At 71.4% G+C, this 11330-nt stretch carries 9 protein-coding genes; 3 read left to right on the top strand and 6 right to left on the bottom strand.

All coding sequences use genetic code 11. From position 1 onward, the window contains the following. Positions 1-152: 152 nt before the first annotated feature. Both ACFYZ8_RS38800 and ACFYZ8_RS38795 read right to left on the bottom strand, forming a co-directional pair. Positions 153-1112, bottom strand: coding sequence for a hypothetical protein (locus ACFYZ8_RS38800; RefSeq protein ID WP_359029182.1), 960 nt, complete (start codon positions 1110-1112; stop codon positions 153-155). 11 nt (positions 1113-1123) lie between these two features. Then, positions 1124-2596 carry an APC family permease gene (locus tag ACFYZ8_RS38795; RefSeq protein WP_359029181.1) on the bottom strand — a complete coding sequence of 491 codons (1473 nt, stop codon included), beginning with the start codon at positions 2594-2596 and terminating at the stop codon, positions 1124-1126. Positions 2597-2949: 353 nt separating this feature from the next. On the opposite strand from ACFYZ8_RS38795, the gene ACFYZ8_RS38790 reads away from it, so the two are divergent. Beyond that, entirely contained in the window at positions 2950-3432 is a 483-nt protein-coding gene (locus tag ACFYZ8_RS38790; RefSeq protein WP_388533252.1) for a DUF5709 domain-containing protein, read from the top strand. A 6-nt stretch (positions 3433-3438) separates the two neighbouring features. Here the strand turns inward: ACFYZ8_RS38790 and sthA are convergent, their stop codons facing one another. Further along, on the bottom strand, positions 3439-4842 hold the full coding sequence (sthA, locus tag ACFYZ8_RS38785; RefSeq protein ID WP_388533255.1) for a Si-specific NAD(P)(+) transhydrogenase: 1404 nt from the start codon (positions 4840-4842) through the stop codon (positions 3439-3441). Positions 4843-5052: 210 nt separating this feature from the next. Between sthA and ACFYZ8_RS38780 the strand changes: the two genes are divergently transcribed. Continuing rightward, on the top strand, positions 5053-6192 hold the full coding sequence (locus ACFYZ8_RS38780; RefSeq protein WP_388533258.1) for a sulfite oxidase: 1140 nt from the start codon (positions 5053-5055) through the stop codon (positions 6190-6192). 112 nt (positions 6193-6304) lie between these two features. On the opposite strand, the gene ACFYZ8_RS38775 is transcribed toward ACFYZ8_RS38780, so the two are convergent. Then, entirely contained in the window at positions 6305-6511 is a 207-nt protein-coding gene (locus ACFYZ8_RS38775; protein ID WP_359029177.1) for a hypothetical protein, read from the bottom strand. Between the two features lie 195 nt (positions 6512-6706). Here ACFYZ8_RS38775 and ACFYZ8_RS38770 point away from each other — a divergent pair, with 195 nt between their 5' ends. Further along, on the top strand, positions 6707-8956 hold the full coding sequence (locus ACFYZ8_RS38770; RefSeq protein WP_388533261.1) for an MMPL family transporter: 2250 nt from the start codon (positions 6707-6709) through the stop codon (positions 8954-8956). Here the strand turns inward: ACFYZ8_RS38770 and ACFYZ8_RS38765 are convergent. Both ACFYZ8_RS38765 and ACFYZ8_RS38760 read right to left on the bottom strand, forming a co-directional pair. Beyond that, the gene (locus tag ACFYZ8_RS38765) at positions 8913-9992 is read right to left on the bottom strand and encodes a PP2C family protein-serine/threonine phosphatase (RefSeq protein WP_388533789.1); all 1080 of its coding nucleotides are present in this window, start codon (positions 9990-9992) and stop codon (positions 8913-8915) included. The two genes, ACFYZ8_RS38770 and ACFYZ8_RS38765, sit on opposite strands and share 44 nt — an antisense overlap. Positions 9993-10048: 56 nt before the next feature. After that, positions 10049-11239: a glycoside hydrolase family 64 protein gene (locus tag ACFYZ8_RS38760; RefSeq protein ID WP_388533264.1), complete on the bottom strand. Its 1191-nt coding sequence runs from the start codon at positions 11237-11239 to the stop codon at positions 10049-10051. Positions 11240-11330 lie beyond the last annotated feature (91 nt).

The raw sequence follows: 11330 nt of genomic DNA, 5'->3' as shown, positions 1-11330 counted from the left end.
GGTGGTTCAGGCAGCAGCGGCTCGATGAGCGACCACAGTCCGTCCGACACGATCCACGGCCGCGACTGACGCTGCCCCATGCCCTCACCAACGAGGGATCAAGCCGACAGTCACATGATCAAACTCTTTCGTCAGAGCCAGTTAGCGACGGCTCAGACCCGCACCCTGAACTCCTTGCGCCACTTCGTGAACTGCTGGTCCGGGTCGCCGGTGTACGACCACGGTGTGCGGGTGCCCCGGCGGTCCAGCATGCGCAGGAGGGGGACGGCGACCTCGGACAGGCCCGCGTGGCAGGCCGCGTGGGTCAGGTAGTTGAGGTCGCGCAGCTCGCCGGGCTCCACCGTGTGGTCGGCGCGGCCCACGATCCAGCGCTGCCAGGTGCGCCGTACGTCACTGATCGCCCCGTCGTTCTTCCAGTGCTGCCCGAGCCCCACGGACGTCCGCCTGTCCTCGGCGGCGTCCTTGGCGTTCCGGTACTCCTCGACCCGCGCGTACTGCACCAGCACCGGCAGCGCCGAACCCGGCGGGGCCACACCGGCCGCGTCGCGGGCGAAGTCGTACATCAGGCCGTTCGAGCCGTGCCAGCGGGCCGAGTAGTAGTGCAGCACCTGGAGGTGCCCCTCGACGCTGTACGGATCCCGCCCGTGCAACTCGTCCCACCAGCGCCCCAGTTCCTGCCGCCGCACCCCGGCCGGGTACAGCCGTGCCACCGAGATCAGGGAGATCCACGGCGTCGGGTCGTCCACGAAGGCCTCCGCCGCCTGGAGACAGGCCATCACCGCGGCGTCGATCCGGCGCTGGTCGATCGGCACGCCCCGGCCCGCCGCGATGGCCAGGTTGAACGCCCGCGCCGTCTCCGTGGCCGCCCGCAGCACCAGCGCGTCCCCGTTGTGCGGCTCGGCCGCCAGCCACGACTCCACCGTCGAACTGCCCGCGCAGGCCTGGGCGAGCGTACGCACCCGGTGGCCCCGCGAGAGCCAGTCGGGCCCGGTGGCCCGCAGCAGCTCACGCAGGCCCTGCCAGCGGCCGATGACGATGTCCTGGCGGGCGCTGGTCAGCGCGAAGTCCCCGCAGTCGGGATCGAATTCGGGGGTGAAACGGTCTCTCGCCATCGCACAGCACCTCAGAAGTCGGTGGGGAGACCCTCGTGGACGAGGGCGGGCGCCGACGCCCCGCCGTCGGGCACGTAGTCCGCCTCGACAGTACGGCTCGCGTCAAGGCGCGCGGGCCGGTAGTAGTCGCTGCCCTGCTTCCAGTACCAGAACATCGGAACCAGCCCCACGGCCAGCCCGCCCACGCCGATCGTGATCGCCGCGGTGCTCAGCTCGCCCAGCGACTCGACGAAGATCCAGAACATGAACAGGGCGCCCAGCAGCGGCCACAGCCCGCCGAGCAGGAAGTCCGTCGGCGACTTCAGCAGCATCTTGCGGTACGCGACGACCACCGCGAGGCCGCTGAGGCCGTAGTAGACGGCGATCTGGAGACCGATCGCGGAGATCGCGTCGAGGAGGATGTCACCGACCGAGCCCAGGGCGTTGGAGGCGACGAACATCATCAGCGCGACGCCGCCGACCACCACGATCGCCACCCACGGTGTGTTCCAGCGCCGGTGCACCCGACCCAGCGCGGAGGGCATCGTACGGTCCCGGCCCATCGCGAACAACGAACGCGTCACCTGGATCAGCGTGGTCTCCAGCGTGGCGATGGTCGACAGCATCACCGCGACGATCAGCAGCTTGCCGCCCCAGCCCGGCCAGATCTCCTCGCCCAGGACGGCCAGCACGTTGGCCTTGTTGTCCTCGATCTGCTTCGAGGTGAGGATGACGTTCACCGCGATGGTGAACACCTCGAACAGGAGGAAGACGATGCCGACGCCGATGAGGCCCGCGAGCCCCGTCGTACGGCGGCTGTTGCGGGTCTCCTCGCTGAGGTTGCTGGTGACGTCCCAGCCCCAGTAGTAGAACGCGGCGATCAGCGCGCCCGACGCGAACCCGGCCATGCCGTCGAAGTGGCCGAAGCCCAGCCAGGACCACTCGAAGCTGCGCGCGTTGCCCGTGTGGAAGAGGGCGAGCACCGCGAACAGGGCCAGTACCGCGAGCTCCACGCCCGACATGAGGAGCTGGGCGCGCACGGTGAGCCGGGCGCCGCCGAGCACCACAAGCAGCATCACCACGAACCAGGCCGCGCCCACCACGGTGGCCAGCGCGGTGTTGTCCGCGAGGTCCTGGTCGAAGAGGGCCAGCGTCATCGAACCGGCGGGCAGCGAGCCGGCCACCATGAAGATGGTCGCCGAGATCACCAGCGCCCAGCCGGAGACGAAGCCCAGGAAGGGGTGGAGCGTACGGCCCACCCAGGAGTAACTGGCCCCGGCGTTCACGTCGATCCGGCTGAGATAGCTGAACGCGAGCGCGATGCCCAGCATGGGTATCGCGCAGTACAGCAGGGCCGCCGGACTGGCCAGGCCCACCGAGCCGACCAGGACCGCGGTGGTCGCGGCGATCGAGTACGCCGGCGCGCTGCCCGCGACGGCCATCACCACCGTGTCGAAGGTACCGAGGGCATTGGCCTGCAGCCCTCTGCCCCTGCTGATGCTCATGGTTGTGCTGCTTTCCGTAGGGCACGACGCACGGCGGAGGGGACCGTACGGCGCAGAAGGGGTGGGGGGTGCCGCCGCCCCGGGCCGCGAGAGGGATGGCCTCGGGCCGGGGCGGTGAAAGGGAAACCAAGGGGGTGCGGAAGACCGCGCGGCCGCTGCGTGGACGACCGGTCACTCCGTGTATGCGAGTGATGATAGCCGTATTCCTTGATCCTTCAAGATTAACTGGGAGGTAACCTTCCGCCTGTGGAACGCCTTACTCCGGCAGCCTTTTGAGGTTGGGGAGCGCATACGGGGAAACGCGGATCAGGACAGCGCACCGAACCGCACGCGACGCGCGAGGGAGGCAGCCCATGGGCACCGAACCGACACCTGCCAAGCCGATGGCCGACGACGCCTACCAGCCCACCGGGACCAACGAGGAGCAGGAGGACGCGGCTCCGCTGGACCTCCAGGACGCCCTCGACGAACGGACCTACGACGACACCCTCGACGAGGGCTATTCGCCGCCGGAGAAGCCCCTCGGCGTCACCCGGCACGGCACCACCGCCGCCGAACAGCACGACGGCGAGAGCCTCGACGAACGCCTCGCCCAGGAGGTCCCCGAGGCGGACGCGCCGCTCGGCGACGAGATCGGCGACCTGCCCGGCGGGGAGGGCGAACCGGTCGACCCGCAGGCCGGCACCGACCGCGCCGGACGCCTTGTCGCCCCCGACGAGGGCGCCCACCCCACCACCACCAAGGACGAGGTCGCCACCGACGTGGGCATCGACGCGGGCGCGGCCGGCGCGGAGGAGGCCGCCGTCCACGTGGTCGAGGACCCCGACGACTTCTGAGGGCGGTCAGTCCCCGATCCGGTCGATCTGGCGGAGCTTGTTCGTGGCGTCCAGGGCCGCCACCTTGTAGGACTCGGCGAGCGTCGGGTAGTTGAACACCGCGTCGACCAGATAGTCGACCGTGCCGCTGCAGCCCATCACGGTCTGCCCGATGTGGATCAGCTCGGTGGCCCCGGTGCCGAAGCAGTGCACACCCAGCAGGGTGCGGTCACGCGGGGACACCAGCAGCTTCAGCATGCCGTGGGAGTCCCCGATGATCTGGCCGCGGGCCAGTTCGCGGTACCGGGAGATACCGACCTCGAAGGGCACGCTGTCCTGGGTGAGCTGGTCCTCGGTCCGCCCGACGAAGCTGATCTCCGGGATCGTGTAGATGCCGATGGGCTGGAGGTGGTGCATCTGCCCGACCGGCTCGCCGAAGGCGTGGTAGGCGGCCGACCTGCCCTGTTCCATGGACGTGGCCGCCAGTGCCGGGAACCCGATCACGTCACCCACGGCGTAGATGTGCGGCACCTCGGTGCGGTAGTGCTCGTCCACCGTGATCCGGCCGCGCCGGTCGGCGCTCAACCCCGCCTTGTCCAGGTCGAGTTCATCGGTCAGACCCTGCCGGCCCGCCGAGTACATCACGGCGTCGGCGGGGATCTTCTTGCCGCTCTCCAGGATGGTCAGCGTGCCGCGGGGGTGGCGCTCGACCGCGGCGACGGTCTCACCGAAGCGGAACGTCACGGCGAGGTCCCGCAGGTGGTACTTGAGCGCCTCGATCACCTCGATGTCACAGATGTCGAGCATCCCGGCCCGCTTCTCGACGACCGTCACCTTGCTGCCGAGCGCGGCGAACATGGAGGCGTACTCCATGCCGATGACCCCGGCACCGACGATCACCATGGAGCGCGGGACGCGTTCGAGGGCGAGCACGTTGTCGGAGTCCATGATCGTGCGGCCGTCGAACTCGACGCTGTCCGGCCGCGCCGGGCGGGTGCCGGTGGCGATGACGATGTGCTCGGCGCTGAGCAGCCGTTCGTGACCGGTGACCTCGCGCAGGGCCACGGTGTGCGGGTCGACGAAGCGGCCGGTGCCGCCGAACAGGGAGATGTGGTTGCGGGAGAGCTGGCTGCGGATCACGTCGACCTCACGGCCGACCACGTGCTGGGTGCGCGCGGTCAGGTCGGCGACGGTGATGTCCTCCTTGAGCCGGTAACTCTGGCCGTACAGGTCGCGCTGGGTGAGGCCGGTCAGGTACAGCACCGCCTCGCGCAGCGTCTTGGAGGGGATGGTGCCGGTGTGGATGGAGACCCCGCCGACCATGTCGGGGCGGTCGACGACGGCCACCCGGCGGCCCAGCTTGGCCGCGGCGATGGCGGCCTTCTGGCCACCCGGACCGGATCCGATGACGAGCATGTCGAAGTCGGGCACCCTCGGAAGTCTGGCAGTGGCGGTCCCCTTCCGAAAGGGTGAGCAGGAAACCGGCCGCCTCAACGGTGAGCAGGAAACCGGCCGCCTCAGGGGCGAGCAGGAAACCGGCCGCCTTGCGAATCGGCGCGGAAGACGGGGAAGTTGCCCCGGGACCGCCCGGGATGTGCCGCGGACCGCGACAGCCCCGCCGGACCGGGGGACAATGCGGCCATGGGCCACCGACTCGCCGACACGAGCACCCCGGCCCGGCTCGCCGCCCCCGACGAGGGCATCGGCCGGGACGAACTGGCGCTCGCCGCCCGCAACCACGGTCTGCCCCTCGAAGCGATGCGCCACGACCTCACCCCGCCGGGCCTGCACTACGTCCTCACCCACTACGACATCCCGTACGTCCCCGAGGACACCCCCTGGCAGCTCGGCGTCACGGGCCGGGTCCGCCGCCCGCTCACCCTGACCCCGGCCGATCTGCGCACCCTCCCGCAGGTCACCACCCGGGTCACGATGGAGTGCGCCGGCAACGGCCGGGCGCTGCTCACCCCCCGCCCGGTCAGCCAGCCCTGGCTGGTCGAGGCCGTCGGCACCGCCGAATGGACCGGCGTACCGCTGCGGCTGCTGCTCGCCGAGGCCGGAGTGGAGGCCGACGCCGTCGACGTGGTGTGCACCGGCGCCGACCACGGGGTGGAGCGCGGCGTCGAACAGGACTACCAGCGGGCCCTGCCCCTCGCGGTGGCCAACGGCACCGAGCCCGAAGTGCTGGTGGCCCACCGGATGAACGGCGCCCCGCTGCCCCCGCAGCACGGCCGGCCGCTCCGGCTCGTGGTGCCCGGCTGGTACGGCATGGCGCATGTGAAATGGCTGCGCGAGATCACCGTCACCGACACACCCTTCACCGGGTTCCAGCAGGCCGTGGCCTACCGGATCCGCCGGCACCCCGGGGACGAGGGTGCACCGGTCACCCGGATCGCGCCGCGCGCCCTGCTCGTCCCGCCCGGATTCCCGGACTTCATGTCCCGGACCCGCGTGGTGCGGCCCGGCACGGTGACACTGGAGGGACGCGCCTGGTCGGGACGGGCGCCGGTGACCCGGACCGAGGTGAGCACCGACGGGGGCCACTCCTGGCAGGAGGCGGAACTCGAACCGGACGCCGGTCACCCCTGGGCGTGGCGGCGCTGGCGCTTCGACTGGCGTGCGGAGCCGGGGCAGTTCGTGCTCAGCGCCCGGGCCACCGACGCGGAGGGGCACACTCAGCCGCTGGAACAGCCCTGGAACCGGGGAGGTTTCGCCAACAACCTCGTCCAGCGGGTCGAAGTGGTGTGCCTGGACGAGGAGTTCGCGGAACCGGGGCGCTGAAAAGCCGCACGACGCACCACGCCGTTGCCGCCGTGACGCGGCGCGCGTGTGCGGCGCGCGTGTGCGGTGCGTGCTCGGCCGCTCGGGGCAGCCGAGCAGCACCCGTTCCTGACTAGGGCAGCAGCTTGTCGAGCGCTGCCGGGCCCTCCGCGGCCAGCTTGCGCCGGGCCCATTCGAGGCTGTGCGGGGTGATGTCCTTTCCAGAGGCGAGGACGAGGTCCTCCGGCGACACCTCGGTGCCGGTACGGGTGTGGAGCAGGTCGTCCGGGGTGGCGCGGTCCTCGGACGGCCCGGACACGTCGGGCTGTGACGTCGTCATGATCTCTGCTCCTCGGATCCGGATCGCTGTGCGGTCCCGGTGCTGTCAACGGGTCCGATATCAGCATTCGACGCCCGGGCCGACCCTGCATCCGGAAGCGGCCCCCGCGCCCCGGAGCCTCCGGATGCCCCGGTGACCCGGGGGGCGTGTAATGGGGATATCGATCTCTCGGGGGCCCGGCAGAGAGACGACGACATGACCACCACCCGCAACACGAAGAAGGGCGTCCTGCGCAGGCTGGGGGAGTGGTGCGCCCGGCACTTCGTGATCGTCATGGTGGCCTGGCTCGTGGCCCTGGTCGCCCTTCAGGCCCTGAACCGGTCCTTCGGCGGGGACTACTCGGACAACTTCTCGCTGCCCGGAGTCCAGTCGCAGCAGGGCCTCGACGTGCTGAAGAAGCACGACCCGGCGGCCGGCGGATACGGCAGCCAGATCGTGCTGCACGACGGTGACAAGTCGCTCTCCTCGCTCTCCTCGCAGATCTCCACGACCGTCACCGATCTGGGGAAGCTGCCCCATGTCCTGTCGGCGCAGAACCCGCTGTCGACACCCGCCTCGAAGGTCGGACCGCTGTCCTCGGACGGGAAGACCGCCTACATCACCGTCCGCTTCGACGTGCAGCCCTCGACCCTGGGCGACGGCTACCTCCACGGCGTGGACGACGCCGTACAGCCGCTGCGGGCGGCCGGGGCCGACGTCGAGTACGGCGGTCCGCTCGGCGAACTGGCCCGGCCCGCCGCCGACGACCGGATCAGCGAACTGATCGGCTTCGCCGTAGCGATCGTTGTCCTGCTCGTCGGCTTCGGCAGTGTGATCGCCGCCGGCATCCCCCTGGTGACCGCCTTGATCAGTGTGATCGGCGGACTGGCCTGCCTCGGTCTGCTGGCCGCCGCCTTCACCTTCGCGACCGTCTCCCCGACCCTGGCCACGATGATCGGCCTGGGCGTCGGCATCGACTACGCGCTCTTCCAGCTCACCCGCCACCGGCAGAGCCTGATGGACGGCAGGGACCCGGTCCGGGCGGCCGGCGGGGCCACCGCCACCAGCGGGCGAGCGGTCCTGGTCTCCGGCTGCACGGTGATCATCGCCCTGGCCGGGCTGTCCGCGTCCGGGGTCTCCTTCATCGGGCTGCTCGGGCTCGCCGCCGCCGTGACGGTCGTCTCCGCGGTCCTGGGCGCCCTGACCCTGGTCCCGGCCCTGCTCGGCCTGATCGGCAAGCGGATCGACCGCTACCGGGTGCGCACACCGGTCGCCGAGACCGACGCCGCCGAGGGCGAGACACCCCATGGGACGTGGCACCGCTACGCCCAGCGCGTCGAGCGGCGGCCGTGGCGGTACCTGGCCGCGGGCGTCACGACCGTCGTGATCCTCGCCATCCCGCTCTTCTCCCTCCAGCTCGGCCACATCGGCGACGGCGCCGATCCCACCTCCTTCACCGACCGAAGGGCCTACGACCTGATGACCGACGCCTTCGGCCCCGGCTCCAACGGCCCGCTCACCGTCGTCATCGACCAGACCTCCGTACCGTCGTCCCAGCGCTCTTCCCTGTCCTCCCAGGCGCAGAAGACCCTCTCCGACGTGTCCGGCGCCGCCGCGGTCACCCAGCTGTCCCCCACCAAGGACGGGGACGTCCTGCTCGCCACGGTCTACTCCCAGCAGTCCCCGCAGAGCGCCGCCACCACCGACCTCACCAACCGCCTGGTCGGCACCACCCTGCCCGCCGCGGTCTCCGGCACCGACGCCGAGGGATACGTCACCGGCACGACCGCCGCCCAGGTCGACTTCCGCGACATCGTCGCCGGCCGGCTGCCGCTGATCATCGGTGTCGTCGTCGCCCTCGCCTTCCTGATCATCCTCGCGGTCTTCCGCGGGCTGCTCGTCGCCGTGAAGGCGGCCGTCCTCAACGTCCTGTCGATCGCCGCCTCCTACGGCGTCGTCGTCGCCGTCTTCCAGTGGGGCTGGGGCGGGCCCGCGCTCGGCGTCTCCGGCAAGGTGCCCATCGAGAGCTATGTGCCCATGATGATGTTCGCGATCATCTTCGGCCTGAGCATGGACTACGAGATCTTCCTGCTCTCCCGGGTCCACGAGGCCTGGCTGCGCACCGGGGACGCCAAGGCCTCCGTGGCCCACGCCCTGGAGATCACCGCGCGGGTCATCACCTGCGCGGCACTGATCATGGTGAGCGTCTTCGCCGCCTTCATCGTCAGCGACAACATCGTGGTCAAGATGCTCGGACTGGGCCTCGCGGTGAGCGTGCTGATCGACGCCACCGTCGTACGGCTGCTGATGGTCCCGGCCGTCATGACCCTGCTGGGCCGGCATGCCTGGTGGACGCCCCACTGGCTCGACCGGATGCTCCCGCACATCGACGCCGAGGGGGACCACGAGGCGGACGAGGCGGTCAGCGGGACTCCGGGATCCCGGGCGCGAGAACGAGCATCGTGACGTCGTCCTCGAGCGCCGGGGCGTAGCTGACGAGGTCGTCCCAGACCCGCTCCACGAGATCCGGGAGGTCGCCCGCGAACCCGGCGATCCGGTCGAGCAGCGGGTAGAAGGCACCGGCGGCGTCGCGCGCCTCCCACACCCCGTCCGAGGCCAGGAAGAGCCGGTCCCCGGGCCGCAGCGGGACCGTGACCCCGGCCGGGGGCGAGGCGTCGGTCAGGCCCAGGCCGAGCGGAGTGCCCACCGGGACGTCGAGTTCCACGGCCCGCCCGTCCCGCAGCAGGACCGGGCCGGGCTGCCCGCACGCCACGATCCGCACCTCTGCGGCGCCGGCGCCGAACTCCAGCACCACCGCCGTCGCGAACAGCTCCGAGTGCCGTACCGCCGCGGAGTCCACCACCAGTCTGCGGTCCAGCCGCGCGGCCACCGACTCGGGATCCGGCCGGTCCAGCACCGCCTCCCGGAAGGCCCCCAGCAGCGAGGCGACGGTGGCGACGGCCGACAGCCCGTGCCCCTGCACGTCGCCCATCACCGCCCGCACCCCGCAGGGCCCCTCCCGCACGTCGTAGAAGTCACCCCCGACCAGCGTCCCGTGCTGCGCGGCCCGGTACAGCCCCGCACACCGCACCCCTCGCACCCGCTCGGGCAGCGGCGGTACGACGGCCCGCTGGGCGGCCTCCGCGACCGCGCGCTCGGTCACCAGCTGGGCGTCACGCCGGCTCCGCACGAACGACACGACCACACTGAGCGCCGCGACGAAGCCGACGGTGAGCAGATCCGTGCTGCCGGGATCGTTGAGCCGGAACGCCGGCACGTTGAGCACCACGAGGACGAGTGCGCCGAGCACGGCGGTCGCCAGCGGTCCGTACGACAGCACGGCCAGCGGCGGGATCGCGCCCAGCAGGAACCCGATGTCCAGCGGACCGGGGCTCGCGAGGGTCGCCACGCACACCCCCGCCAGCATCGCGGCGGGCAGCGCCCGCACCCAGCCGGGCGGCGGCGCGCCCCGCAGCCAGCTCCGCCGGTCCCGGTCGCGCAGTCGGCTCACACCACCACGCTGCTACGACCCGCCCGGCCCCGCACGCCGAACCGTCTCTAGAACGGGGTGAGTGTCAGCCGGATCCCGGTCGGCGCCGTGTCCTGGACGTACGGGGCGAGGTCGGCCACGTCGTCGAAGGCGAAGCCGTACGCCCTGCCGTCCTGCGTGGCCGCGTGCATCGCCTTGGCGTAGTGGTTGGTGAGCGCCGTCCGGTAGAAGCCGGCGGGGTCGGTGGTCGGCTGGGCGGCACTGCTCACCAGCGTCGACCGGTTGAACCCGGCACCGAGCACCGCGGCGACCGGCCCGGTCGTGCCGTCGTTGGGGGCGGCGAGCGTGCCGTCGCAGAAGAGCACGTCCCGTGTCGAGGGCCGGGCGAAGGAGACCTGCGCGGGCCCGTCGAACACCAGCCGCCCGCCGCGCACCCGGCCGGTGAAGGTGCCCGCGTTCGTGGTGACGGTGAGGTCCCTGCCGGTGTACGTGCTCCACACCTCGTCGATGTACGGCGCCAGGTAGTCCGCCGGGAACAGTCCCGCGTCCAGACCGTGACCCGGCGCGATGACCCGCGTGTCGTCCACGACCAGCGGCGCGAACTCCGGGACCTGGCGTACGGCGGCGAAGGCACCGGCCCGCCCGTTCGCGCGCAGGGTACCCGTCGTCCGGTCCCGCGCCCCGGTCAGCCGGATGCTCAGCGGCACGCTGAACATGTCCACCATGGTCGTGTTGCAGAACATGCCCGCCGCGTTGTGGGTGAACTCGGCGCAGTCGTGCAGCACCCGGTAGTCGGGGTCCGAGGTCACCCAGCCGGCCGGGTACTGGAGGGCGGGCTTGCCGTCGCCGTCGGTGACGACCCTGAACTTCAGCTTGGCGCCCAGGGACACGTAGATCCGGCCGGACAGGTGGGGCAGGGAGAGGCTGGTCTCGCCGCTCGCGGCCAGGCTTATCGCGTAGTCGGTGTACCCGTCGGCGCCGTTGTCGGACAGGGCCACCGGAGCGAGGGTGCCGTCCGGGGTGACACGTACCTGCCTGCCGTCCTGGTTGCCCACGATGTACACGTGGACGTTCGCGTTGTCGAAGGCGCCGGTGTTGTTGACGACCGTCAGCGGCAGGGCTCCGGTTGCCGCGGCGCGGCTGGTGGCCGCGAAGGCGTGGGGGGCCGGCGCGGCTGCGGCGGACGCGGCCACCAGGCCGCCGCCGAGGGCGAGGAGGAGCTTGCGGCGGCCGAGGGGGCGCTGGTAACGAGGGGTCATGTGGGGGTCTCCTCGGATTCTTGAGAGCGCTCTCACGTGGGGGTTGAGGTTGATGGTACGGACCAAAGGAGCTGCGGCCCATACGTCGGAC

The sequence above is a fragment of the Streptomyces sp. NPDC001668 genome (assembly GCF_042893155.1).
Taxonomy (GTDB): Bacteria; Actinomycetota; Actinomycetes; order Streptomycetales; family Streptomycetaceae; genus Streptomyces.
Note: the sequence above shows the minus strand (reverse complement) of the source record. Positions and strands in the feature narration are given on the sequence as shown.

Bases quoted from the DNA above. Each gene is read 5' to 3' on its own strand.
- ACFYZ8_RS38800 (WP_359029182.1), bottom strand. From the start codon at position 1,112: ATGGCGAGAGACCGTTTCACCCCCGAATTCGATCCCGACTGCGGGGAC.
- ACFYZ8_RS38795 (WP_359029181.1), bottom strand. From the start codon at position 2,596: ATGAGCATCAGCAGGGGCAGAGGGCTGCAGGCCAATGCCCTCGGTACC.
- ACFYZ8_RS38790 (WP_388533252.1), top strand. From the start codon at position 2,950: ATGGGCACCGAACCGACACCTGCCAAGCCGATGGCCGACGACGCCTAC.
- ACFYZ8_RS38780 (WP_388533258.1), top strand. From the start codon at position 5,053: ATGGGCCACCGACTCGCCGACACGAGCACCCCGGCCCGGCTCGCCGCC.
- ACFYZ8_RS38775 (WP_359029177.1), bottom strand. From the start codon at position 6,511: ATGACGACGTCACAGCCCGACGTGTCCGGGCCGTCCGAGGACCGCGCC.
- ACFYZ8_RS38770 (WP_388533261.1), top strand. From the start codon at position 6,707: ATGACCACCACCCGCAACACGAAGAAGGGCGTCCTGCGCAGGCTGGGG.
- ACFYZ8_RS38760 (WP_388533264.1), bottom strand. From the start codon at position 11,239: ATGACCCCTCGTTACCAGCGCCCCCTCGGCCGCCGCAAGCTCCTCCTC.